Raw genomic sequence first — 23,326 nt, forward strand, 5'->3', positions numbered from 1 at the left:
GACCCTTTACCCGGCAAAAGGTTGCAAGGCGTGCCTGCACACGCCCTGTCTTTCAGCGTTTCGGCAGGGCCAGGCTCAGCAAGAATAGCACCGCCGCGCAGACCACGATCGACGGGCCAGCGGGGGTATCCTTGAACCAGGACATGGCCAGGCCACCGCAGACGGCGGTGACGCCCAGCAAGCTGGCGCCCAGGGCCATCTGCTCGGGGGAGCGGGCGTGTCGCTGCGCCGCAGCAGCAGGGATGATCAGTAGCGAGGTGATCAGCAGCACACCGACGATCTTCATGGCCACGGCAATCACCACCGCAATCAGCAGCATCAATGCCAGGCGCAAGCCGGCCACCGGCAGGCCTTCGACCATGGCCAGTTCTTCGTGCACGGTAACCGCCAGCAGCGGCCGCCACAGCGCGGCGAGTAGCAGCAACACCAGCGCACTGCCGCCGAGGATCCAGGCCAGGTCGGTGGTGCTGATGGCCAGCAGGTCGCCGAACAGGTAGGCCATAAGGTCGATGCGCACGTCGTGCATGAAACTCAGTACCACCAGGCCCAGCGACAGGGTGCTGGGGGCGAGAATGCCGAGCAGGGTATCGGAGGCCAGCGGTTGGCGTTGCTGCAAGGTGACCAGCAGGATCGCCAGCAACAGGCAGCCGATAGTAACTGCCAGCGTCGGGCTGACATCCAGGGCGAACCCGAGGGCCACGCCGAGCAGGGCCGCGTGGGACAGCGTGTCGCCAAAATAGGCCATGCGTCGCCACACCACGAAGGAGCCCAGCGGGCCAGCCACCAGCGCCAGGGACAAACCGGCAAGCAGGGCGTAGAGAAGAAAATCAGCCATGCTTGCAGTGCTCTCCGTGAACATGGGTGCCAGGGGCGACCACCGAACCGTGCAGGTCGTGGCTGTGGTCGTGGTGATGGTGGTAAATGGCCAGGCTTGGCGCGGTCTGGCCGAACAGCTCGACGAACGCCGGGTCGCCGCTGACTTGCTCGGGGTGACCCGAGCAGCACACGTGACGGTTCAGGCATACCACCTGGTCGGTGGCGCTCATTACCAGGTGCAGGTCGTGGGACACCATCAGCACGCCGCAACCATGACGATCACGCAGGCGGGTGATGAGGTTGTACAGCTCGGTCTGGCCGACCACATCCACGCCCTGCACCGGCTCGTCGAGCACCAGCAACTGGGGTTCGCGCAGCAGGGCGCGGGCCAGCAGCACGCGTTGCATCTCGCCGCCGGAAATGGTCTGGATCGGGTTGTCGATGACCTGTTCGGCGCCTACCTCCTGTAGCGCCGACAAGGCTGCTGCACGGTCTACGCCGGGCACCAGGCGCAAAAAGCGCAGCACCGACAGCGGCAGCGTGGCATCGACCTGAATCTTTTGCGGCATGTAGCCAATGCGCAGCTTCGGCTTGCGCCATACCTTGCCGCGGTGCGGCTTGAGCAGCCCGAGTACGGCACGGACCAAGGTCGTCTTGCCCGCCCCGTTGGGGCCGATCAGGGTGACGATCTGGCCGGGGGCGACCGACAGGTCGATGCTGTCGAGCACCGCCTCGCCGCCATAGGTGACGCCGACCTGCTCAAGACGGATCAGGGCATCGCTCATGCCGCGCTCCGGCAGCTGCCGCACAGGCCGACCACTTCCACGGTCTGGGTCTCGACCGCAAAGCCCACGCCTTTGGCGCTGCTGATGATGGCCTCGCTGATGCTGCTCTGCTCCAGCTCGATGGCCACATGGCAGGCCCGGCAAATAAGGAACTGGCCTTGGTGCACGTGCTCGGGGTGGCTGCAGCCGATGAAGGCGTTGAGCGAGGCGATGCGGTGGACCAGGCCGTTTTCCAGCAGGAAATCCAGCGCGCGGTATACCGTGGGCGGGGCGGCACGTCGGCCGTCCTGCTCGCTGAGCACGGCGAGAATGTCATAGGCGCCCAGCGGCTTGTGGCTTTGCCACACCAGCTCCAGCACACGGCGGCGTAGCGCGGTCAGGCGCAGGCCTTGGCGGGTGCACAAGGCGTCGGCTTCAGCCAGTGCGCTGTGTACGCAATGGGAGTGATCGTGAGGACGGTTGGCCAGCGGCGTGATGGACATGGGCAGCGACGGTTCTGGATGGAGACGTTATTATGTTACCTGTTTCTGACGACTCGAGTATCCACCGTGTCCCGATTCCTAGCTCTGTTTGTCGCTTTCATCGCATTTTCCGCTCACGCCGATGTGCGTGTGCTCACCAGTATCAAGCCCCTGCAGCAGATTGCCGCCGCCGTGCAGGATGGCGTAGGCAGCCCTGACGTATTGCTGCCGCCAGGTGCCTCGCCGCACCACTATGCATTGCGCCCCTCCGATGTGCGGCGGGTAGGTGATGCCGACCTGCTGTACTGGATCGGCCCGGACATGGAGAATTTCCTGCCTCGGGTACTGGCGAGCCGTAGCAAGGCGACGGTGGCTGTGCAGTCGCTGACGGGCATGAAGCTGCGCCACTTTGGTGAGGACAGCCATTCCCATGAGGAAGAGGATCACGACGATCATGACCACGATCACCGCCCGGGCAGCCTGGATGCTCATTTGTGGCTATCGTCGGTCAACGCGCGGGTAATCGCGGCAAAAATGGCGTCTGACCTGGCCCAGGTCGACCCGGCTAATGCTGCCCGCTACCAAAACAACCTCAAGGCCTTCGACGAACGCCTGGATGCTTTGGATGAGCGTATCAAGGCGCGGGTGGCCGGTATTGCCGACAAGCCGTACTTCGTGTTCCACGAAGCGTTCGATTATTTCGAAGCTGAGTATGGCTTGAAGCACGCCGGCGTGTTCAGCGTGGCGTCCGAGGTGCAGCCTGGGGCGCAACATGTAGCGGCCATGCGCAAGCGCCTGCAGGAAGTGGGCAAGACGTGCGTGTTCAGCGAACCGCCATTGCGACCGCGCCTGGCTGAGACCCTGACTGCCGGGCTGCCGGTGCGTCTGGCCGAGCTGGATGCACTCGGCGGTACCGACCCGGTGGATGGCAAAGGGTATGAGCGCTTGCTTGAGAAGCTGGGTGGTGATCTGGCGGGGTGCCTGGAACAGCTGTAAGCCTGTACCGGCCTCTTCGCGGGCATGCCCGCTCCCACAGGAACAACGATAACTTTCAGGGTTGTGTTATCCCTGTGGGAGCGGGCGTGCCCGCGAAGAAGCAGACGGGGTCTAGAGGGCGAACGGGAGGTGCAAGGCCACTTGCTGGCGCTGTGCCAGGCGCACTTCGAACTCGCTCGGGTCGTGGATCATCACATCCATCCCGGCAAACGATTCGGCCGCGATCAGGCGCGACAGCCAGAAGCGCACGCAACCTACCCGCAACATTTCCGGCCACAGCTCGGCTTCGGCGGCAGTGAACGGCCGCAGCGCCGCATAGGCTGCCAGCAGTGCCTGGGCACGCGGTACATCCACTGCGCCCTGCTCGTCCAGGCACCAGTCGTTCACGGTGATGGCGATGTCATACAGCATCGGCCCGGAGCAGGCGTTGTAGAAGTCGATCACACCGGTCAGGTGGGTGCCTTCGAACATCACGTTGTCGCGGAACAGATCGGCATGCAGGTTGGACCGCGGCAAAGCCAGGATCTGCGCCTTGTGCGCGCTGATCTCTTGCAGTGCCGGCTGCAGCAGTGCGGCTTGCTCGGCGGACAGGCGTGGCAACAACTCGGCACCCGAAGCCAGCATCCAGTCCAGGCCACGGTCGGTCTTGCGCTCGATGATGTGCTCGCGGGTGGCCAGGTGAATGTGCGCCAGCAGCTCGCCGACCTGGGCGCAGTGCTGGTTGTTGGGCGCCTTGATGTGCTTGCCCGACAGCCGTGGCTGCAGCAACGCCGGCTTGCCACACAGCTCGCGCAGGCCGTTGCCGTCGCGGTCACGAACGGCATAGGGCACCGGCATGTCAGCGTCGTGCAGGGTGTCTAGCAGTTCTATGAAGAACGGCATGTCTTCGCTTGGCCCACGCTCGATCAGCGTCAGGACGAACTCCCCCTGTTCGAGGCTGACGAAGAAATTGCTGTTCTCGGTGCCGGCGGCAATGCCCTGGAAGTCGAGCAGACGGCCCAGCTCATACGGTGCCAGAAAGGTTTCCAGCTCAGGCCGGGTCACGGGGGTGAAGACTGACATGATGAAAATTTGCCCATACGGGCACTTCCGCCGGGAAGTGCCGGGTTGATGTGAACGGTGCGCGTCAGATTACCACTCGAAAATCTTCCAGGACGGAATCAGCATGTCCGGCTGGTCGGATCGAATGAAATTGGCATCAGTGCCATCAGCGCGCACCAGAAAATAAGGCTTACCGTTTTTCGGCGTGATCTTGATCGCATACAGGAACCCGTTCTGCCGGTACTCCTGGATGGTTTTGTCGCCTTCCGTGCGAATGGTCACCTCGGGATCGGCCGAGGGGGCGTCGTCCGCCGCCAGGGTGACGACTGGCGTGGTTGCCAACAGGCCGAGCAGTAACAGGCGATTGAGTGTACGCATGATAACCTAGTCCCTTTGTCGTCAATGATTCTGGCTATTCTAGCGCCGGACCCGTCGAAAAGGTTGATTCTGCTCATGAGCCAAGCCCCCCTCGTCCTGGTGGACGGTTCCTCCTACCTGTACCGCGCCTTCCACGCGCTGCCGCCGCTGACCACGTCCAAGGGCATGCCGACCGGTGCGGTGAAGGGTGTGCTGAACATGCTCAAGAGCCTGCGCAAGCAGTACCCGGACAGCTTGTTCGCGGTGGTATTCGACGCCAAGGGCGGCACATTCCGCGATGCCATGTTCGCAGAGTACAAGGCAAACCGCCCAAGCATGCCTGACGACCTGCGGGTGCAGGTCGAGCCGCTGCATGCCACCGTGCGGGCACTTGGCTACCCGCTGCTGTGCGTCGAGGGTGTCGAAGCTGATGACGTGATTGGCACCCTGGCGCGCAGCAGCGCCGCCCAGGGCCGCCCGGTGATCATCTCGACCGGCGACAAGGACATGGCGCAGCTGGTGGACGGGCACATTACCTTGGTCAACACCATGACCGGTAGCGTACTGGACGTGGCTGGCGTGCACGAGAAATTTGGCGTCGGCCCGGAACATATCATCGACTTCCTGGCGCTGATGGGCGACAAGGTCGACAACATCCCCGGCGTACCCGGCGTTGGCGAAAAAACCGCTGTGGGCCTGCTGACCGGTATTGGCGGCGGCCTCAGCGACCTGTATGCCAATCTGGACAAGGTGCCGGCACTGGCCATTCGCGGTGCCAAGACCCTGCCGGCCAAGCTGGAGGAACACCGCGACGCGGCGTTCCTGTCCTACGAGCTGGCTACCATCAAGGTAGACGTGCCACTGGATGTCGAGGTCGAGGCGTTGGTCTGCGGTGAGCCTGATCGCGAGGCGTTGCTGGCGTTGTACACCGAGATGGAGTTCAAGAGCTGGGTTGCCGAGGTGCAGCGTGATGCCGCAAGGGCTGGCGATGACGTTGCGCCGGTCGAAGAGCCGGCAGCCAAGGTCGAGCCGCAGTACGAAACCATTCTTGACCAAGCCCGTTTTGAAGCCTGGCTGGAAAAGCTGCGCCAGGCGCCGTTGTTCGCCTTCGATACCGAAACTACCGGCCTTGACGCCCAGAAGGCGCAGCTGGTTGGCCTGTCTTTCGCTGTCGCGCCCCATGAGGCGGCTTATGTGCCGTTGGCCCACGACTATGAAGGTGCACCGGCCCAGCTGGACCGTGAGGCCGTATTGCTGGCACTGAAACCGTTGCTGGAAGACCCGGCCAAGGCCAAGGTCGGGCAGAACGCCAAGTACGACATCAACATCCTCGCCAATGGCTCACCCGCCATCGAAATGCGTGGCGTGGCCTACGACACCATGCTCGAGTCGTACGTGCTGAACTCCACCGCCACCCGTCATGACATGGATAGCCTGGCGCAGAAGTACCTCGACCACACCACCATTGCCTTCGAGGACATCGCCGGCAAGGGCGCCAAGCAGCTGACCTTCAACCAGATCCACCTGGACAAGGCCGGCCCCTACGCTGCCGAAGACGCCGACATTACCCTGCGCCTGCACCAGGCGTTGCAGGCGCGCCTGGCACAGACGCCTAGCCTGCAGCCGGTGCTGATGGACATCGAGATGCCGCTGGTGCCGGTGCTGGCCAAGATCGAACGCCAGGGAGCGCTGGTCGATGCTGCGCTGCTGCATGTGCAAAGCGGTGAACTGGGCGTGAAGATGGCCGAACTGGAGCAGCGCGCCTACGCGCTGGCCGGTGAAGAGTTCAACCTCGGTTCACCCAAGCAGCTGGGCGCGATCCTTTACGACAAGCTAGGCATGCCGGTGCTGAGCAAGACCGCCAAGGGCCAGCCATCCACTGCCGAAGCCGTGCTCGATGAGCTGGCCTTGCTCGGTTATCCACTGCCTGAGGTACTGATGCAGTACCGCAGCCTGAGCAAGCTCAAGAGCACCTACACCGACAAGCTGCCGGGCCAGATCAACCCCCGCACCGGGCGTATCCATACCTCCTATCAGCAGGCAGTGGCAGCCACCGGCCGGCTGTCGTCGAGCGACCCGAACCTGCAGAACATCCCGATTCGTACCGCCGAAGGCCGGCGTATTCGCCAGGCGTTCATTGCCAGCCCGGGTTACAAACTGCTGGCGGCGGACTATTCGCAGATCGAACTGCGCATCATGGCTCATCTGGCCAAGGACGAAGGCCTGCTGCACGCCTTCCGCAACGACCTCGATGTGCACCGGGCAACGGCGGCGGAAGTGTTCGGTGTGGCCCTGGAAGACGTCACCACCGACCAGCGCCGTAAAGCCAAGGCCATCAACTTCGGCCTTATCTACGGGATGAGCGCCTTTGGGCTGGCCAAGCAGATCGGTGTCGACCGCAAGCAGTCGCAGGACTACATCGACCGCTACTTCGCCCGCTATCCGGGCGTGCTGGCCTACATGGAGCGCACCCGTGCCCAGGCCGCCGAGCAAGGCTTTGTCGAAACCCTGTTCGGCCGCCGCCTGTACCTGCCAGACATCAACGCCAAGAACCCGGCCCTGCGCAAAGGCGCGGAGCGTACGGCGATCAACGCGCCGATGCAGGGCACTGCCGCCGATATCATCAAGCGGGCCATGGTCAATGTGGATAACTGGCTGAGCGAGAGCGGGCTGGATGCCCGGGTGATCCTGCAGGTACACGACGAATTGGTCCTGGAGGTGCGTGAGGACCTGGTGCAGCAGGTGAAAGATGAAATTCGCCAGCACATGAGCCAGGCCGCACAACTGGATGTGCCGCTGCTGGTGGAGGCAGGCATTGGTGCGAATTGGGACGAAGCTCACTGATTGAGCGCGGAAAGCTGTGTAGGATCTGCGGCGTAGTGACGCGGATCCTGGCACTGCTCAGTGCCGTCGGTATGGAAGTTTCATGAAACTATCGCAAATAGTTTTCAGGGCTTCGGAACTAAACCGGTGAAGCGGAACTCAGAGTAACTGAATGGCTGGTGAAGCCCTTCGATGCTCCTATGTTGTGTTAAGTGTTGGCAGATATCTGGACCCCGCCCTAGCGGTCCGGACTTGGACCCCGAACTTCCCCCTCCCCATACGAAGTCCGGGGTTTTTTTTGCCCGGAATTTGGGTCGACCGTACCGGCCTCATCGCCGGCAAGCCAGCTCCCACAGGGGTATCACTTCCCTTGAGGCCTGTGTTGAACCTGTGGGAGCTGGCTTGCCGGCGATAGGGCCCTCAAACAGCAGGCTTGTCTTCCAGCTCCATCCAGCCCGCCAGCACGCGGTAGGCGTCTTCCACGCCCAGGCGCTTGGGTGCCGAAAACAGCTGGATGGTCACGCCATCGCCCCAGCCCTTGCGGATTTCCGACTGCACTTTCAGCAGGGTGTTCTTGCCCGCGCCGTGGGTCAGCTTGTCGGCCTTGGTCAGCAGAATATGCATGGGCATATGGCTGGCCTTGGCCCAGTCGAGCATCATTTTGTCGAAGTCGGTCATCGGGTGGCGCACGTCCATCATCAGGATCACGCCGCGCAGGCACTCACGGCTGCCCAGGTAGGCTTCCAGGTGTTTTTGCCAGTGTTGCTTGAGCGGGATCGGCACTTTTGCATAACCGTAGCCCGGCAGGTCGACCAAACGCCGTTCATCGTCCAGACTGAAGAAATTCAGCAGTTGGGTGCGCCCGGGGGTTTTCGAGGTGCGCGCCAGGCTGGCATGGGTCAGGGTGTTGAGGGCGCTGGATTTGCCGGCATTGGAGCGGCCGGCAAAAGCCACCTCGTAACCCTGGTCGTCCGGGCATTGTTCGACCTTGGCAGCGCTGAGGGCGAATGTGGCTTTCTGGCAGAGGCCGAGGATGGGGTTCTTGACTTGCATGGGATATCCGATGTGGGTGTTGCCTGACTCTGAAGGCCCGAGCCTGGCAAGCGGTGTCGTTTCCGTTTGGATGGCGGAAGTATATAATGCCCCAGTTTTTGTGTGCTCATTCTCCCAGCGAAGGAGAACGGGCATGGGGTGTCGAACAATAGCTCGCGCATCAGAACGCAGCGCGGCCCCCAACCCTGAAGGTCGTTCCGCATGGCGAAATGGCTGCTTGCTGTCGGTATGTTCCTGCCGGTTTTCAGCGCACAGGCTACACAGGATCCCGAGGTGTTGTACAACCGCACGTGTGCGGCCTGTCACACCGGGCAGTTGCCACAGGCACCCAGACAGGGTGACCGGGCAGCATGGGAGCCAAGGCTGGCGCAAGGCATGGATGTACTGGTGAAGCACGTGACCCAGGGTTTCAAGGCTATGCCGCCGCGTGGATTGTGCATGGACTGCAGTGCCGAGGACTACCGTTTGGTCATCCTTTGGATGAGCGGCAGTCCCGATACATAACATTTCACCCTTAGCCGTGTTGGATTAGCTGATGAACAAACTAGTCGTGAGTCTGCTGTTGACCCTGGGTGTCGCAGGTGCGGCCACTGCTGCGCAAACTGTCAAGGGCGATGCCGCCGCCGGTCAGGCCAAGACGGCCGTCTGTGGCGCCTGCCACAACCCCGACGGCAATAGCCTGGCACCGAACTTCCCTAAACTGGCCGGCCAAGGCCAGCGTTACCTTGAAAAACAACTGCACGATATCAAGTCGGGCAAGCGCACGGTGCTGGAGATGACCGGCATGCTGGCCGCGTTCAACGACCAGGACCTTGCCGACATCGCCGCCTATTTCTCCAGCCAGAAAGGCAGCGTGGGTGCCGCCGATCCCAAGCTGGTCGAACGTGGCCGTGCGCTGTTCAATGGTGGCGACCTGGAGAAAGGCATGCCCGCCTGCACCGGTTGCCACTCCCCCAACGGCGCAGGTATTGCTTTGGCCGGCTTCCCGCACCTGAGCGGCCAGCACTCGCAGTACGTGACCAAGCAGCTCACGGACTTCCGCGAAGGCAACCGCACCAACGATGGTGATGCCATGACCATGCGCACCATTGCCGGCAAGCTGAGCAACCACGACATCGAGGCGTTGGCCAGCTACATCCAGGGCCTGCATTAACTTTCGGTTAATGTTGTAGGCCAATGATGAAAGGGCGGCCGGGCCGCCCTTTTTTCAGTCCGCAGCCGTTACACTACAGAACTCGACCCCTTCCCGGCCTGTCTCAGTGCAGGTAGGGTCGTGGCGACCTATGACTGCTCAGGAGTAAAGCATGCGTAAACTGATTCTCAGCGCCGCGCTGGTCGCTGCCAGCGTATTTGGTATGACTGCCGTCCAGGCCGCCGAGCCTGTTGCTGGCAAGGAATACTTCGAGCTGAGCAACCCTGTTCAGGTTTCCGTGCCTGGCAAGATCGAAGTGGTCGAGCTGTTCTGGTACGGCTGCCCACATTGCTACCACTTCGAGCCGGTCATCAACCCCTGGGTTGAAAAACTGCCACAGGATGTCAACTTCAAGCGCGTACCGGCCATGTTTGGCGGCCCATGGGACGCTCATGGCCAGATGTTCCTGACCCTCGAAGCCATGGGCGTCGAGCACAAGGTGCACGCCGCGGTGTTCGACGCCATCCAGAACCAGAAAAAGCGCCTGACCGACCCGCAGGACATGGCTGACTTCCTCGCCACCCAAGGTGTGGACAAGGACAAGTTCCTGGCCACCTTCAACTCGTTCGCCATCAAGGGCCAGGTCAACCAGGCCAAGGAACTGGCGAAGAAGTATGAAATCACCGGCGTACCGAGCATGGTCGTCAACGGCAAGTACCGCTTCGACCTGGGTACCGCAGGCGGGCCGAAAGAGGTGCTGGACGTCGCCGACCAACTGATCGCCAAGGAGCGCGCCGCCAAGTAGGCGGCGTAACCCATGCCCCGCTTCAGAACCACGCGTGGCATTGGCCTGCACCAGCCGCAGGTCAACGAGCATCACCTGCAGGCCTCCGGCCTGCCCGAGGATGGTCGACTGCGGCTGCTCAGTTTCAACATTCAGGTCGGCATCAGCACCGAGCGCTACCGGCATTACCTGACCCGCAGCTGGCAGCACTTGCTGCCGCACAACGGGCGTGCCGGCAACCTGCAGAAGATCGGTGAATTGCTGGCCGACTTCGACCTGGTGGCCTTGCAGGAAGCCGACGGTGGCAGCATGCGCTCGGGCTACGTCAACCAGGTCGAACACCTTGCCCAACTGGGGGCCTTCCCTTATTGGTATCAGCAGCTCAACCGCAACCTTGGGCGTTTTGCCCAGCACAGCAATGGCGTCCTCAGCCGGCTGAAGCCGCAACTGCTCGAAGATCACCCGTTGCCCGGCCCGGCCGGCCGTGGGGCGATCCTGGTGCGTTTTGGTGAAGGTGAAGACGCCCTGATCGTGGTGATGATGCACCTGGCGCTAGGAGCCAAGACCCGCGCCCTGCAACTGGGTTACATCCGCGAGCTGATTGGCGGTTACCGCCACCAGGTGCTGATGGGCGACATGAATACCCATGCCGCCGACCTGCTGGAGCACTCGCCGTTGCGCGATCTGGGCCTGATTGCCCCGCAAGTCGAGGCAACCTTCCCCAGCTGGCGTCCGCAGCGTTGCCTGGACCATATCCTGCTCAGCCCAAGCCTCACGCTGGAGCGTGTCGAGGTGTTGGCGCGGCCAATTTCCGACCACCTTCCCGTTGCTGTCGAGATTCGATTGCCTGATGCATTGACTGTGGATACGCTGCCGGCCTTGAGCTAATTGCCATCACCGTTTGCGGACCCCGGCATGACTGAAGACGCTGAGCGCTGGAAAGAAAAATACCTTAAAAGCATCGAGCAGCAAGAAAAGCTCGAACGCCGCTGGGACGCCCGTCTCGACCTGCTGCGTCGTGGTCTGGTGCGCAGCACCCTGGCTGCCGAAGGCAGTGACAAGGTGGTGGACGCGTGCATGAAGGAGATGCGCGAGGTTATTCGCAGCGACAACATGGATGCTGGCCTCGCCGGGTTGATTCCGCGCCTGGAAAAAGCGGTGCTGGACTCCGAACAGCGCCGGGAAACCCGCATGAATCAGGTCAGCGATGCGTTGGCCGCGCTGGTCGGCCAGCTGCAAGGCTTACCGCTGCCCAGCGATATCTCGCGGCCGTTGAAAAAGCTGGCAAAAAAACTCGATGGTGGGGTTGCCCAGTCCCGCGATCTGCCGCCGCTGTTGGGCGAGCTGAGCGGCCTGCAGGGGCTTGCACTGTCGGCCCTTGGCAAACAGGCGGACGAAGCCCGGCCCGGCTTTTTGCAACGGTTGTTTGGCAGCCGTGAGGACGACCCACAAGGCGAGCCTGTGCCGGTGCCGGTGCCTGTTGCTGAGGCACCCCAGGCTGTACAGGCCAGTACCGAAGCCCCGCAGCCTGACGATGTGGATGCGCTGCAACCGCTTTCCGCTTCGGCCGCCGAAGCGATCGGGTTGCCCGAACCGGATCGGGAGGTGTCTGGCCCGGCGCTGATTGAAACAATTGAAACATCAGCCGCCCAGCTGCCGCAGGATGATGCGCCCGACCTAGGGGCTGACGTCAGCGAACCTCTGGCAGAAGCACAGCCGGCACCCACGCTCGAAGAAACCTTCGGCGAAGACGGCCCCTATGCCCTGCCCTACGCGGTTGAACCGCCGTACAGCCAGGTTGCGGCGCACATCGAAAAGACCCTGATCGGCCTGCTCGATGACCTGAGCCTGCCCGAACGGCACAAGGCTCAGGCGCTGGAAATGCGCGAGCGAGTTGCCCGTGGCCTGAACTGGTACGAGCTGATCCCGGTGCTGGATGACCTTGCCGTGCTCATGCTGGCGATCACTGACAGTGGCCAGCACGAATTCGAAACTTATCTGCAACAGCTCAATGAGCGCCTGGAAGGGTTCCAGAGCCACCTGCACGAGGCCAGCGCCGGCCACGCCGACAACAGCTTTGCCGCTCGCGAGCTGGATACCCAGTTGCGTGAGCATGTCGATGGGTTGCAAACCAGTGTGCAGGGCGCCGCTGACGTCGATAGCCTCAAGCACATCCTGGAAAACCGCCTGGAAGGCCTGCTGGTCACCATGGACGAGCACAAGCACGAACGGGATCGCCGCGAGCAAGAGCTGGCGGGGCGCCTGCAAGGCCTGTCCGAGCGGGTGGCAAACATGGAGCACGAAGCGCTCGGTTACCGCGAGCACCTGGAAGAGCAGCGCCAGAAAGCCCTGCTTGACCCCCTGACCGGCCTGCCCAACCGCGCGGCCTGGAGTGAGCGGGTAGAGCGCGAAATGGTCGAATGGCAAGAGAACGGCGGCCATCTGGCCATGGCTATCCTCGACCTGGATCACTTCAAACGCATCAACGACAGTTATGGGCACCTGGCGGGTGACAAGGTACTGAAGATTGTTGCGGACCAGTTACGCAAGCGCCTGCAGGGTCGTGACTTCATCGCCCGTTTCGGTGGTGAGGAATTCGTCCTGCTGCTCCCTCAGAGGTCGCCGGCTGCCGCTGCCCAAGTGGCGGAAGTCATGCGGGCCACGGTGGAAGCCTGCCCGTTCCACTTCAAGGGCGAGCGGGTGGTCATTACCACCTCCATAGGCCTGGCTGCGTTTCGCTCCGGGGAGCGCGCCGACCAGGTACTCAAGCGCGCCGATGCGGCGCTGTACCGGGCCAAGGAGCAGGGCCGCAACCTGGTCGAACAGGGCTAGCCTGCAAACACTGACCCACGGTAAGCGCGGCCATGGGGAGCACGTTATACTGTAGCGCTGATTCGCTGAGGCCACTGACGTGCTTTCTACGCTAAAAAAAACGCTGATCCCCTTTCTGCTGTTGTCTGTCGCCGGTTGCTCGACGGGCCTGCGCATTGACCGCAGCCACCCCTCGGCCAACCAGGACAACCGCATACAGTTCGTTGTCCTGCATTACACCAATGCTTCGCTGGAGCGCTCCCTGGCGTTGCTTACCCATGGTGAGGTCAGCAGCCATTACCTGATCGGCGACGGCCCGGCGACGGTGTATCAACTGGTGGATGAGAACCGCCGTGCCTGGCATGCCGGTGACAGCCAGTGGCAGGGGCGCACCTGGCTGAACTCCTCGTCCATTGGGATCGAGATCGTCAATCCGGGGTTTACCGACACACCGAACGGCCGGGTCTGGCACCCTTACAGCGAAGCGCAGGTGCAATCGCTGATCGCGCTGCTCAAGGACATTGTCAAACGCAACAACATCGAGCCGCGGCACATCATCGGCCACAGCGATATTGCTCCGTTGCGCAAGCTGGACCCAGGGCCGCTGTTCCCGTGGAAGCGCCTGGCTGATGCCGGGCTGGGTATCTGGCCGGATGCCAACGCTGTGGCGCGGCAGCAGGCCTACTTCAGCGTCAACCCGCCAGGCATTGGCTGGTACCAGCAGGAGCTGGCGCGGTTTGGCTATCAAATCGAGCAGACCGGGGTGCTGGATGTGGCCACCCGGCATGTGATTGCCGCGTTCCAGATGCGCTTCCGCCCTCAGCGCTTCGACGGCATGCCGGATGCGCAGACGGCAGCGATGCTGCAGGTGCTTAACCGCATGCGCTGAGCCCTGCAGGAGCGGCCTTGTGTCGCGAACGGGCCCCAAAGCGGCCCCGGTGACCAGGCAAAAGCTGAGATCCCGGGGGCTTTGCAGCCCGTTCGCGACAAGGCCGCTCCTGCAACGGCCTGCGTAAACTGCGGATAAGCGCCAAACGGTGAGGGTGATTCTCGATTCAGTTGCTATACCTTAGTTATCAACTGGATGCCTTTGATGTCAGCCATCATCACCCTGCTGCGCCAAATTTTTTACCGTCCCTGGATGCTGGCCTCCTTGGCAGCGCTGGCCAGCGCCGCCCTGTTGCTCTCTGCCAGCATTGGCATTGCCCTGCAACAGATGAAGCAAAGCGAGAGCGAGCAGATGAACGCCCAGGGCGAGCGATTTCTCGACCGCCTCGAACAAGTGTTTGGCCAGTTGCGTGAAGGGGTCGACCTGTTGCAGGCGCAGCCCTTGCGTGGCTGCAGCCCGGCGATGCTGGCGGCGTTGCAACAAGTGGGCCTGAGCTCGCGGTTCATTTATGAAGCGGCTTATGTGGACGGTGATGTCGCCTGCTCCAACCGTGGCGATGAGCGGGCGTTCGAACCTCTGCGGGCACCCGACATTCAGGGGCCGACCTACAGCTACTGGTTGAACACCACCACCGAACCCAACGAGAACCTGGCTGCACTCATGCTGGGCCGGGGCAAGTTCGTGGTCTCCACCTCGCGCGGGCACCTGACCGACGTGGTCGATCTGCCCCCGGGCGGCAGCCTGGTGGTGGTGCTGGACAACGGTGCCCGGGCCATTCCGGTACTCGGCCCGCCCCAGGTATGGCCACCGCCCTCCGCATGGTCGAACGGCCACAAGTCATTGCTGGAACTCAGTGATCGGCTGATCTACCGAATGCCGACCAAGTCGCCGGATTACCAGCTGGTACTGATAGCCCCGAGGGCGAGCCTGCCGCTGAGGATGAACGGCATGCTCTGGTTGCTGTTCCCCGGTAGCGTGCTGGCGGCCTGCTGCATCGGTTGGCTGGTACTCCAGTTGATCCTGCAACGACGGTCGATGAGCTCGGAGTTGCAGAATGCCTTGCGCCGTGGCGAGCTGCAGGTGCTCTATCAGCCAATCATCGAGCTCGACAGCCGGCGTTGCGTGGGTGCCGAGGCGCTGGTGCGCTGGCGTCGACCGGACGGCACCCTGACCAGCCCGGACTTGTTTATTCCGCTGGCGGAGAACACCGGGCAGATTCGCCAGATCACCGATTTTGTCCTGCAACGGGTGCTTGAACAGCTTGGGCAGCTACTGCGCTCGCACCCCAAACTGTACATATCGATAAACCTGGCGGCATGCGATGTGATGGTGCCGCGTATTGGTCGGGTGGCGGCCCGCCTGTTGGCCTTGCATCGAGTGGCGCCCAGCCAGATTGCCTTTGAGGTGACCGAGCGTGGCCTGATCGATGTGGTGGTAGCCCGTGACAACCTGCAGGCGCTGCGCGCCGTGGGGCATCAGGTGCTGATCGACGATTTTGGTACGGGTTATTGCAGCCTGGCCTACCTGCAGACCTTGCCGGTGGACTGCCTGAAAATCGACAAGGCGTTCATCGATGCCCTGGGCCATGATGCCGCCAGCAGCGGCGTTGCCCCCCATATCATCCGCATGGCCCATGACCTGCACCTGCGGGTGATCGCCGAAGGGATCGAGTTCGAGGACCAGGCGGTGCTGCTGAACAGCGAGGGGGTCAACTATGGCCAGGGCTGGCTGTTTGCCCGGCCTCTGAACGCCCGGCAATTTGCCGAGCTGGTGACCCGCGGGCACCTCCCGCGGCGGGTATAGGCGCGTTACCGCATTCAGACCGGCAACGCCATGTAGAACTGGGTCCCCTGCCCCGGTCGGGAAAATACACCCATGCGACCGCCGTGCAGCTGGACGATCTCCTTGCACAATGCCAGCCCCAGCCCAGCGCCGCCTTTCTTGCGACCTACCTGCACGAAGGGTTCGAAGATGCGCCCCTGCTGCCCATAGGCGATGCCCTCGCCGTTGTCCTCGACACTGATGATGACCCGTTCCGCATGCCGCCGGGCATGCAGGCGGATACGCCCGCCGTTGGCAGTATGGCGGACGGCGTTGTGCAGCAGGTTGTCCAGCACGCGGTCCAGCTGGGCGGCATCGGCCTGGATGCGCGGCAGCGGCGCTTCCAGTTCCATGGTCAATTCGATCTGCTTGTGCGCTGCCTGCTCCGCAAACCGCAGTCGCGCCCGCTCAAGCAGCTCGTCGAGGGAGCATGGGGCCAGGTCCAGCTTCTGCAGCCCGCTCTGGTAGCGCGAGAAGTTCAGCAGGTCGTTGATCAGCTGGGTCAGGCGCTGCATTTCTTCGCCGATGGTTTCCAACAGGTCGTTCTCGCGCGCCTCGGGCGGGAATTTTACCCGCTCGCGCAACAGGCCGAAGGCCATGTGCATGCCAGTCACCGGGGTACGCAGTTCGTGGGAGGCGCGCAGCACGAACTCGCTGCGCACCCGCTCGAAGGCCCTTTGCTCGGTCACATCGTGCAGCACCATCACCGCACCCAGGATTGGCCCCTGCGGGTGGCTGACCGGGGTCAGGCTGTAGGTGAGCAGGCGTGATTCTTCATCAACCTCCATGTTCAAATCGTCAGGTGGGCGGTCGAGGTTGCCTCCGCGTAGCACCTGGCGCAGCTGTTGCTCAAGCTCGGGGCGCTGCAAGGCTTCTGCGAGGCTGCTGCCGACGCGGCTGTCGTTCCAGCCCAGCTGGCGCTGCGCTACCGGGTTGAGGTGCTCGAGGCGGCCTTGGCGGTCGATGATCAGCAGACCGTCGTCAATGCTGTCGAGCACGGCCTGTAGACGTTGCTGACCAGCCAGCAGTTCGTCAACGTTGGTGGCCTGGTGCTTGCGCAAGGCATCGGCCATCAGGCCAAAGCGACGGGTCAGCTGGTTGAGCTCGGACGCCTGAGTGACCGGCAAGGTGACGTCGAAATTGCCTTTGCCCAGCTGGTCGGCCGCCTTGGCCAAGGCTTCGATCGGCTGGCCGAAACGCCGGGCGATGTTGTGCGCGGTGATAAAGCCCAGTACCAGCACCACCAGGCCCATCAGGCCCAGTACACCGCTGACCAGCAAGGCTCGGTCACGGGTGCGTTCCTCGCTACGGGTAATCAGGTCCAATGCCTGCTTGTGGGAATCGATCAGGTCGCTGCGGACCTGGTTGAATGCGGCCCCCAACGGCTGATCGAGACCCATGCTGCGAGCGGGTGCGGCGCTGTCGCGATAGGCCTGGAGGAAGGCCTGGTAATTGCTGCTGGCCTTGCTGAAACCGGTGCGTTCACCGCCTTGCTCCAGCCCTTGATTGAGCAGGGCCTGGAAGTTTTCCTGTAGCAGCCGCAGGCTTTCCGGGGCGGTGTCTTCATCCAGGATCAGGGTCAGCTGTTCGCCCAGGTTCTGGCGCAACTTCAGGCCCACTTCCAGGGCATGGGTGGTTTCACGCACCAGCTGCTGTTGCACTGTGGCCATCTGCAGCACGCTGACCAGGCCCAGCAGGAGCCCTAGCAATGCCACGGTCACCAGCGCCGAGATGCTGAGGAAAAGCCGCGTGCGCAGCTTCATGGGTGGCCACTTCATAGGTTGTACTGCTTGCGCTTGCGGTACAGGGTTGAAGCATCGATGCCCAAGGTCTTGGCGGCTTGGTCCAGGGTGTCGCTGGCGGCCAGCACGGCGCCGATATGGGCGCGCTCCAGCTCATCCAGGCTCAGGGCGGCGCCCACGCGCGGGGCATTGCTGGCGGGTTGTTCGCCCATGCCCAGATGGCTGATTTCCACGCGTTCCTGCGGGCAAATGATGCTGGCCCGTTCCACCACGTTGCGCAGTTCGCGAATGTTGCCAGGCCATCGGTAGTTGAGCAGGGCCGAGCGTGCCTCGTCACTGAACCCGCGAGCGGGGCGGGAGTATTCCTTGACGAAGCGGGCAAGGAAGCGGTCCGCCAGGGTGAGGATGTCCTCACTGCGCTCGCGTAGCGGTGGCAGGTGCAGTGTGATGACGTTCAGGCGGTACAGCAGGTCTTCACGGAAGCGGCTTTCGCGCACCATCTCTTCGAGGTTCAGGTTGGTAGCGGCCAGAATACGCACATCTGCACGTCGGGTAACCGGGTCGCCTACGCGTTCATATTCCTTGTCCTGGATGAAGCGCAGCAGTTTGGGCTGCAAGGTCAGCGGGAAATCGCCGATCTCGTCGAGGAACAGGGTGCCACCATCTGCCTGGCTGACCCGCCCCAAGGTGCTTTCGCTCGCGCCGGTGAAGGCGCCACGGGTATGGCCGAACAGCTCGCTTTCCATCAGCTCGGCGTTAAGCGACGGGCAGTTGATGGTCACGCAGGCTTTGCGTGCACGCTTGCTCCAGCCATGGATCGCCCGTGCCAGCTCGCCCTTACCGGTGCCGGACTCGCCCAGGATGAGGATGTTGGCGTCGGTGGTGGCGACCTGGCGGGCGGTTTCAAGCACCGCCATCATGGCCGGGCTATGGGAGTCGAGGCCGTCCTTGGGTTTGCGGACTTCACCTTCCAGGGCTTCCAGGCGCGCTGAAAGCTGGCGCACCTCCAGTTGCTTGGCCGTGGCCAGGCGCAACTGGTCGGGGCTGCACGGTTTGACCAGGTAGTCGGCAGCGCCGGCCTGAATCGCGTCTACCGCAGTGTCGATCGCCGAGTGCGCGGTAACGATCACCACGCGCATCCACGGGGCCTGGATACGCATCTGCGCCAGCACATCGAGGCCGTTGTCTTCACCGAGGCGTAAATCGAGGAAGCACAGGTCGAATACCTGTCGCTGCAGCAAGGTTTCGGCCTGGGCGGCGCTGTTGGCCGTGGCCACGCTGTATCCCTCGTCTTCCAGGCAGTAGCGGAAGGTGCGCAGGATCGCGGACTCGTCATCCACCAGCAGAATGCGGCCTTGGTTGTCCTGGGCTGATTCCATTTCCTGTGCTCCTTAGGGATAGATCTTTATTTAGTGTGGGAAAAATCGGGCAAGTTGCATGGTCAATTCTGAAGGATTCTGTCCTTTGCATGCTAGCCAACGGCCAAACGATACGTAAAAACCGCTATTTGCCAATGATTTACTTAGAGGCACGCACTGGCACATTGGTTGCGATGTTTTTCAGATTTTGCCTACGAAGGAGGAACAGCCATGCCCTTTTCCCTGCGTACTGCCGTTTTGGCAGCCACCCTGCTGCCAATTTTCACCCCGGCCGTGGCCGACCCGGTGCAGGACGCGCGCCTGGAAGGTGCCCTGCAAACCGCCCTGACACTGAACCGCATGCTCGACCCATTCCGTATAAAGGTTGAAGTGGACGGCAAGCAGGCGCGGCTTTCCGGTGAGGTGGAGAGCGAGGTCGAGCGGCAGCTGGCCGAAGATGTGGCCCGGGCCACCCGGGGCATCGAACACATTGAGAACCAGTTGCAGGTCAATGCCCAACTGGTCGAGCGCCCGCTGGAGCAGCGTGCCTACGCCCAGCGCCTGGAGGACGCCACCCTGGCGGCGGTGATCCGCGCCCGGCTGTTGTGGAGCCGCACCACCGAAAAAGCACCTATAGAAGTACAGAGCAGCGACGGCGTGGTGACGTTGCGCGGCAGGGTCGACAGTGCCGAAGCCAAGGAGCTGGCAGGCGTGGTGGCGCGTACCACCGACGGCGTGCACTTGGTCAATAACCTGATCAGCCTCGATACCGCCGCCATGGCCAAGGCGCGGGAAACGCCGGTGGGGGCGCCAACCGGGCCGCAGCCGAGTGACAGCTGGATCATCGACAAGATCCAGAGCAGCTACCGCTTCAGCCGCAACCTCGATGGCCTGAACCTGAAGGTGGCCAGCGAATCGGGGATGGTCAGGCTGTCGGGTGAGGTGGTCAGCGCTGAGCAGAAAACCATCGCCGTGGAGATCGCCCGGCAGATCATCGGCGTACGCGGGGTAGATGCCGACCTGCTCAAGGTGGCGACCAAGGTTGAGGGATGATCGTGCAATTCGCACGACCCTGCAGGCGACATCGTGCAGGATACGTCCTCGCGGTTCACTTGATTATTATGCAAGTGATTGATTTATAAGCATTTTAATTAAATCAAAAGGCTGGCATGCAGGCTGCAATTACCTGTTCAGGTTTGAACAAAAATTACAGCAGGAGGAGCCGGCATGAACCGCCAATCCGTCAACCGCTCACAGATCGCCGCACTGCCTTTGCGCCAGATGCTCACGCTTGGCATGGCGCTGCTGCTGACCTTGGCTGCTGGCCTCTTCTATTACAGCTGGCAGACAGCGCGTCTGGCTGACCAGGTGGCAGCTCAAACTGCCCTGTTGACGCAAATTCAGGCAACCCGTGCCAACACCCTGGTCCAGGCGGCTGACCGCCTGCCAGCGGGCCAGGCCACTGCCTCACCGGCCACCCTGGAAAATGTCGTACCCCGGGACCGCTGGGTTTTCTGACCTGCCGACCCGATCGATTCCGCAAAAAGAAAGGAGAACTACCATGCTGAGCTGGGCTATCACTTTCCTCATCATCGCCATTGTCGCTGCCGTACTGGGCTTCGGTGGTATAGCGGGCGCTGCGACGGGTATCGCCAAGATCCTGTTCATTGTCTTCCTGGTGTTGTTCGTAGCCTCCTTCTTCTTTGGACGTGGACGAGGTTGAAGATGAGCAGGAAGCTTTGTTCGGCCCTTGCCGCCGCCCTGTTGCTGGGCGGCAGCGCGGCGGCCATGGCGGCCAATGACGGCCAGGTCCGGGTCGACCAGTTGCTCGGCTCGGACCCGGAGTATCGGGATACCTGGCAGGACACGATCAAGGGCGAGGAACGACTGCCCGATTGGGTAGTCAATCTGACCGGTAGTGCCCAGCAGCAGATGTCTGCCGTTACCGAAGACGGCGACAAATACTTGGTCGGCCCCCTGTGTGAAAAACAGGACAACTGTACCTACAAGCGGCTGATCGTGGCCTTCAGCTGGGACAAGGATGATGCCTACGGGATGCTCGTGGAGGTACCCGAGGGTTTGCCCAGCGACAAATCGCCCACTCGCCATGCGCAGTATCGCTGGCTGGGCAAACCCGATGACGGCATGAAGGCGATGCTGCAGGAGCAGCTCAAACGTGACCCTAACTGGTACTGAGCATTTTTTGCCGGTATTGCGGTGAAAGGTTATCGACTGTCACGTAATAGAAGCTGAACCTTTCTATAGTTCAGCCTTCTATGATGCGCCGCCCCGAGGAGGGGCAGCACATGACCAGGGGGCCGGGCTGTTCTGGTTGCTAGAGAACCGGAGTGGCCTAGGGGTACAGGGAGTGCCTCCAGCAATGGGCCGGGTCAGGAAAGGCGGAATCGGAAGTATCAGGTCGGCGGTGTCACAGGGACGCCTTGCAGACCTGACTTCCGAGGAGCCATGTAGGAAACGTCCCTTCCCTTGCGCGTTTTTTCCCTCAAGACACATTTTGTCTCGACCGTACATCAACTTTTTTTCGACCTCGATGGCGCTTCTTCAAGTGTCATTTCCGCCATTCGGATTGTCGAACAGGCCATCTTTCATGTGCTTTGCATACCGTCAAATCTGCCGAAATATGGCGGTTTGGACTTGTTCGGGATTCCGAACGTTATAAATCAAGCACTTGCCGACGCTCTGTTTTAGTGCAAATCGATATGCGTAAACGGCATGGGGTATGCGTTTCCGGCATTAGATTTCCCCCTTTGCCATCGCAATAGTTGCCGCCTTTTTCGCTGGCACGAGCGCCCTGTCGCTCGCCTGCGCTGTCCTTACATGAAGTCGCCGGAAGGAAGATTTGCTGCCCGTGACCTGGCCTATGGCTTTGTCACGGGCGTTTTCGTCCGGTGCCATGACCACTAGAACAAAGGGTAAAGACATGAAGAAGGCAAAACTGAGCCTCGCCTGGCAGATCGTCATCGGTCTGGTCCTGGGCGTTGCAATCGGCGCGCTGCTGAACCACTTCAGCGCGGAAAAGGCATGGTGGATCAGCAACGTTCTCCAGCCCGCCGGTGACATCTTCATTCGCCTGATCAAGATGATCGTCGTCCCGATCGTGATCTCGTCGCTGATCGTGGGTATCGCCGGGGTTGGCGACGCGAAGAAACTGGGCAGTATCGGCCTGAAGACCATCATCTACTTCGAAGTGGTGACCACCATCGCCATCGTCGTGGGTCTGGTGCTCGCCAACCTGTTCCACCCGGGCGCCGGCATCGACATGAGCACCCTGGGTACCGTGGACATCTCCAAGTACCAGGCCACTGCGGCTGAGGTGCAGCATGAGCACGCGTTCATCGAAACCCTGCTCAACCTGATTCCATCGAACATCTTCGCAGCGCTGATGCGTGGCGAAATGCTGCCGATCATCTTCTTCTCGGTAATGTTCGGCCTGGGCCTTTCTAGCCTGCAGGCAGAACTGCGTGACCCGCTGGTACGCACCTTCCAGGCTGTATCGGAAACCATGTTCAAGGTCACCCACATGATCATGAACTACGCCCCGATCGGCGTGTTCGCCCTGATCGCCGTGACCGTGGCCAACTTCGGCTTCAGCTCGCTGCTGCCGCTGGCCAAGCTGGTGCTGCTGGTGTACTTCGCCATCGCCTTCTTCGCCTTCATGGTGCTGGGCCTGGTAGCCCGCGTGTTCGGCTTCTCGGTGATCAAGATCATGCGCATCATGAAAGATGAGCTGATCCTGGCCTACTCCACCTCCAGCTCCGAAACCGTGCTGCCGCGTGTGATCGAGAAGATGGAGAAGTACGGCGCACCGAAGTCGATCTGTTCGTTCGTGGTACCGACCGGCTACTCCTTCAACCTTGACGGTTCGACCCTGTACCAGAGCATTGCGGCCATCTTCATTGCCCAGCTGTACGGTATCGACCTGTCGTGGAGCCAGCAGCTGCTGCTGGTGCTGACCCTGATGGTCACCTCCAAAGGTATCGCCGGCGTGCCGGGCGTATCGTTCGTGGTCCTGCTGGCCACCCTGGGCAGCGTAGGCATCCCGCTGGAAGGCCTGGCCTTCATCGCAGGTGTCGACCGCATCATGGACATGGCCCGTACTGCACTGAACGTGGTGGGCAACGCCTTGGCTGCACTGGTCATCGCGCGCTGGGAAGGCATGTACGACGCGGCCAAAGGCGAGCAGTACTACGCCTCGCTGATGGCCGACAAAAAGGAAGCTGTAGTCGCTGGCGAAACCGCCAAGCGCTGAGCCTTACCGCTGTTTGATAAAGAGCCCCGACCTGTCGGGGCTTTTTGTTGTCTGTGAGATCTTGGGCCGCGTTGCGGCCCTATCGCGACGCAAGGCCGCTCCCACAAGGGCGGGCGTTCACCGATCTTTGTGGGAGCGGCCTTGTGTCGCGATACGAGGGCGCAGCCCTCGCCTGCGATCGCCAGTC

Annotated in this window: 21 protein-coding genes and 1 pseudogene; 14 read left to right on the forward strand and 8 right to left on the reverse strand. The window is 62.0% G+C overall.

The genetic code is table 11. From position 1 onward, the window contains the following. Positions 1–52 precede the first annotated feature (52 nt). From znuB to zur, 3 genes are read right to left on the reverse strand one after another with little or no spacing between them, the layout of a single operon-like run. Complete coding sequence (gene znuB / locus CKW35_RS15920; RefSeq protein ID WP_016484269.1) at positions 53–835, reverse strand: zinc ABC transporter permease subunit ZnuB; 783 nt, start codon at positions 833–835, stop codon at positions 53–55. Further along, the gene (gene znuC / locus CKW35_RS15925) at positions 828–1,601 is read right to left on the reverse strand and encodes a zinc ABC transporter ATP-binding protein ZnuC (RefSeq protein WP_016484270.1); all 774 of its coding nucleotides are present in this window, start codon (positions 1,599–1,601) and stop codon (positions 828–830) included. The genes znuB and znuC overlap by 8 nt, the downstream gene beginning before the upstream one ends. Beyond that, positions 1,598–2,083: a zinc uptake transcriptional repressor Zur gene (gene zur, locus CKW35_RS15930; protein ID WP_016484271.1), complete on the reverse strand. Its 486-nt coding sequence runs from the start codon at positions 2,081–2,083 to the stop codon at positions 1,598–1,600. The genes znuC and zur overlap by 4 nt, the downstream gene beginning before the upstream one ends. 18 nt (positions 2,084–2,101) lie before the next feature. Here zur and CKW35_RS15935 point away from each other — a divergent pair, with 18 nt between their 5' ends. Continuing rightward, positions 2,102–3,058: a zinc ABC transporter substrate-binding protein gene (locus tag CKW35_RS15935; RefSeq protein ID WP_060519849.1), complete on the forward strand. Its 957-nt coding sequence runs from the start codon at positions 2,102–2,104 to the stop codon at positions 3,056–3,058. A gap of 111 nt (positions 3,059–3,169) precedes the next feature. Here CKW35_RS15935 and CKW35_RS15940 read toward each other — a convergent pair whose 3' ends face one another. Together CKW35_RS15940 and CKW35_RS15945 are read right to left on the reverse strand one after the other, a co-directional pair. Continuing rightward, positions 3,170–4,120: a homoserine kinase gene (locus tag CKW35_RS15940; RefSeq protein WP_016484273.1), complete on the reverse strand. Its 951-nt coding sequence runs from the start codon at positions 4,118–4,120 to the stop codon at positions 3,170–3,172. Positions 4,121–4,189: 69 nt separating this feature from the next. Next, entirely contained in the window at positions 4,190–4,477 is a 288-nt protein-coding gene (locus CKW35_RS15945; RefSeq protein ID WP_003252997.1) for a DUF2782 domain-containing protein, read from the reverse strand. Between the two features lie 75 nt (positions 4,478–4,552). Between CKW35_RS15945 and polA the strand changes: the two genes are divergently transcribed. Next, complete coding sequence (polA, locus tag CKW35_RS15950) at positions 4,553–7,300, forward strand: DNA polymerase I (RefSeq protein ID WP_095116370.1); 2,748 nt, start codon at positions 4,553–4,555, stop codon at positions 7,298–7,300. Between the two features lie 399 nt (positions 7,301–7,699). Here polA and yihA read toward each other — a convergent pair whose 3' ends face one another. Beyond that, positions 7,700–8,332 carry a ribosome biogenesis GTP-binding protein YihA/YsxC gene (gene yihA, locus CKW35_RS15955; RefSeq protein ID WP_016484275.1) on the reverse strand — a complete coding sequence of 211 codons (633 nt, stop codon included), beginning with the start codon at positions 8,330–8,332 and terminating at the stop codon, positions 7,700–7,702. Positions 8,333–8,533: 201 nt separating this feature from the next. Between yihA and CKW35_RS15960 the strand changes: the two genes are divergently transcribed. The 7 genes and pseudogenes from CKW35_RS15960 (at position 8,534) to CKW35_RS15990 (ending at position 15,751) form a co-directional block, all read left to right on the forward strand. After that, positions 8,534–8,836: a cytochrome c5 family protein gene (locus CKW35_RS15960; protein WP_016484276.1), complete on the forward strand. Its 303-nt coding sequence runs from the start codon at positions 8,534–8,536 to the stop codon at positions 8,834–8,836. 31 nt (positions 8,837–8,867) lie between these two features. Beyond that, on the forward strand, positions 8,868–9,485 hold the full coding sequence (locus CKW35_RS15965; RefSeq protein WP_016484277.1) for a cytochrome c: 618 nt from the start codon (positions 8,868–8,870) through the stop codon (positions 9,483–9,485). Positions 9,486–9,636: 151 nt separating this feature from the next. Then, positions 9,637–10,269, forward strand: a complete 633-nt coding sequence (gene dsbA / locus CKW35_RS15970) for a thiol:disulfide interchange protein DsbA (RefSeq protein WP_016484278.1) — start codon at positions 9,637–9,639, stop codon at positions 10,267–10,269. Positions 10,270–10,303: 34 nt separating this feature from the next. Next, positions 10,304–11,136 (forward strand): annotated as a pseudogene (locus CKW35_RS15975) (endonuclease/exonuclease/phosphatase family protein). Between the two features lie 27 nt (positions 11,137–11,163). Continuing rightward, positions 11,164–13,080, forward strand: a complete 1,917-nt coding sequence (locus tag CKW35_RS15980) for a GGDEF domain-containing protein (protein WP_095116372.1) — start codon at positions 11,164–11,166, stop codon at positions 13,078–13,080. A 79-nt stretch (positions 13,081–13,159) separates the two neighbouring features. Beyond that, the gene (locus tag CKW35_RS15985; protein WP_095116375.1) at positions 13,160–13,948 is read left to right on the forward strand and encodes an N-acetylmuramoyl-L-alanine amidase; all 789 of its coding nucleotides are present in this window, start codon (positions 13,160–13,162) and stop codon (positions 13,946–13,948) included. Positions 13,949–14,152: 204 nt separating this feature from the next. Next, entirely contained in the window at positions 14,153–15,751 is a 1,599-nt protein-coding gene (locus CKW35_RS15990) for an EAL domain-containing protein (protein WP_016484282.1), read from the forward strand. Positions 15,752–15,765: 14 nt separating this feature from the next. Here CKW35_RS15990 and CKW35_RS15995 read toward each other — a convergent pair whose 3' ends face one another. Together CKW35_RS15995 and algB are read right to left on the reverse strand one after the other, a co-directional pair. Then, positions 15,766–17,547: a KinB sensor domain-containing domain gene (locus CKW35_RS15995; protein WP_016484283.1), complete on the reverse strand. Its 1,782-nt coding sequence runs from the start codon at positions 17,545–17,547 to the stop codon at positions 15,766–15,768. Further along, entirely contained in the window at positions 17,544–18,890 is a 1,347-nt protein-coding gene (gene algB, locus CKW35_RS16000; protein WP_016484284.1) for a sigma-54-dependent response regulator transcription factor AlgB, read from the reverse strand. Before algB ends, CKW35_RS15995 begins: the two co-directional genes overlap by 4 nt. 210 nt (positions 18,891–19,100) lie before the next feature. On the opposite strand from algB, the gene CKW35_RS16005 reads away from it, so the two are divergent. The 5 genes from CKW35_RS16005 (at position 19,101) to gltP (ending at position 23,139) form a co-directional block, all read left to right on the forward strand. Then, on the forward strand, positions 19,101–19,922 hold the full coding sequence (locus CKW35_RS16005; RefSeq protein ID WP_095116377.1) for a BON domain-containing protein: 822 nt from the start codon (positions 19,101–19,103) through the stop codon (positions 19,920–19,922). Positions 19,923–20,096: 174 nt separating this feature from the next. Beyond that, on the forward strand, positions 20,097–20,387 hold the full coding sequence (locus tag CKW35_RS16010; RefSeq protein WP_016484286.1) for a hypothetical protein: 291 nt from the start codon (positions 20,097–20,099) through the stop codon (positions 20,385–20,387). Positions 20,388–20,430: 43 nt separating this feature from the next. Beyond that, complete coding sequence (locus CKW35_RS16015) at positions 20,431–20,592, forward strand: DUF1328 domain-containing protein (RefSeq protein WP_003252966.1); 162 nt, start codon at positions 20,431–20,433, stop codon at positions 20,590–20,592. Positions 20,593–20,594: 2 nt separating this feature from the next. Continuing rightward, a complete protein-coding gene (locus CKW35_RS16020; RefSeq protein WP_016484287.1) occupies positions 20,595–21,065 on the forward strand; it encodes an inhibitor of vertebrate lysozyme family protein in 471 nt (156 codons plus the stop codon). 745 nt (positions 21,066–21,810) lie between these two features. After that, a complete protein-coding gene (gene gltP, locus CKW35_RS16030; protein ID WP_016484289.1) occupies positions 21,811–23,139 on the forward strand; it encodes a glutamate/aspartate:proton symporter GltP in 1,329 nt (442 codons plus the stop codon). Positions 23,140–23,326 lie beyond the last annotated feature (187 nt).

Origin of the sequence: Pseudomonas sp. Irchel 3F3, assembly GCF_900187545.1 — a bacterium.
Lineage (GTDB): Bacteria > Pseudomonadota > Gammaproteobacteria > Pseudomonadales > Pseudomonadaceae > Aquipseudomonas > Aquipseudomonas fortuita.

What these genes read in the sequence shown, in the direction of transcription:
- CKW35_RS16020 (WP_016484287.1), top strand. Translation starts at nt 20,595, where the DNA reads ATGAGCAGGAAGCTTTGTTCGGCCCTTGCCGCCGCCCTGTTGCTGGGC.
- gltP (WP_016484289.1), top strand. Translation starts at nt 21,811, where the DNA reads ATGAAGAAGGCAAAACTGAGCCTCGCCTGGCAGATCGTCATCGGTCTG.
- algB (WP_016484284.1), bottom strand. Translation starts at nt 18,890, where the DNA reads ATGGAATCAGCCCAGGACAACCAAGGCCGCATTCTGCTGGTGGATGAC.
- yihA (WP_016484275.1), bottom strand. Translation starts at nt 8,332, where the DNA reads ATGCAAGTCAAGAACCCCATCCTCGGCCTCTGCCAGAAAGCCACATTC.
- CKW35_RS15945 (WP_003252997.1), bottom strand. Translation starts at nt 4,477, where the DNA reads ATGCGTACACTCAATCGCCTGTTACTGCTCGGCCTGTTGGCAACCACG.
- CKW35_RS15940 (WP_016484273.1), bottom strand. Translation starts at nt 4,120, where the DNA reads ATGTCAGTCTTCACCCCCGTGACCCGGCCTGAGCTGGAAACCTTTCTG.
- CKW35_RS15990 (WP_016484282.1), top strand. Translation starts at nt 14,153, where the DNA reads ATGTCAGCCATCATCACCCTGCTGCGCCAAATTTTTTACCGTCCCTGG.
- dsbA (WP_016484278.1), top strand. Translation starts at nt 9,637, where the DNA reads ATGCGTAAACTGATTCTCAGCGCCGCGCTGGTCGCTGCCAGCGTATTT.
- znuB (WP_016484269.1), bottom strand. Translation starts at nt 835, where the DNA reads ATGGCTGATTTTCTTCTCTACGCCCTGCTTGCCGGTTTGTCCCTGGCG.
- znuC (WP_016484270.1), bottom strand. Translation starts at nt 1,601, where the DNA reads ATGAGCGATGCCCTGATCCGTCTTGAGCAGGTCGGCGTCACCTATGGC.
- CKW35_RS15965 (WP_016484277.1), top strand. Translation starts at nt 8,868, where the DNA reads ATGAACAAACTAGTCGTGAGTCTGCTGTTGACCCTGGGTGTCGCAGGT.
- CKW35_RS15960 (WP_016484276.1), top strand. Translation starts at nt 8,534, where the DNA reads ATGGCGAAATGGCTGCTTGCTGTCGGTATGTTCCTGCCGGTTTTCAGC.
- CKW35_RS15995 (WP_016484283.1), bottom strand. Translation starts at nt 17,547, where the DNA reads ATGAAGTGGCCACCCATGAAGCTGCGCACGCGGCTTTTCCTCAGCATC.
- CKW35_RS16015 (WP_003252966.1), top strand. Translation starts at nt 20,431, where the DNA reads ATGCTGAGCTGGGCTATCACTTTCCTCATCATCGCCATTGTCGCTGCC.
- CKW35_RS16005 (WP_095116377.1), top strand. Translation starts at nt 19,101, where the DNA reads ATGCCCTTTTCCCTGCGTACTGCCGTTTTGGCAGCCACCCTGCTGCCA.
- CKW35_RS15980 (WP_095116372.1), top strand. Translation starts at nt 11,164, where the DNA reads ATGACTGAAGACGCTGAGCGCTGGAAAGAAAAATACCTTAAAAGCATC.
- polA (WP_095116370.1), top strand. Translation starts at nt 4,553, where the DNA reads ATGAGCCAAGCCCCCCTCGTCCTGGTGGACGGTTCCTCCTACCTGTAC.
- zur (WP_016484271.1), bottom strand. Translation starts at nt 2,083, where the DNA reads ATGTCCATCACGCCGCTGGCCAACCGTCCTCACGATCACTCCCATTGC.
- CKW35_RS15935 (WP_060519849.1), top strand. Translation starts at nt 2,102, where the DNA reads ATGGAGACGTTATTATGTTACCTGTTTCTGACGACTCGAGTATCCACC.
- CKW35_RS16010 (WP_016484286.1), top strand. Translation starts at nt 20,097, where the DNA reads ATGAACCGCCAATCCGTCAACCGCTCACAGATCGCCGCACTGCCTTTG.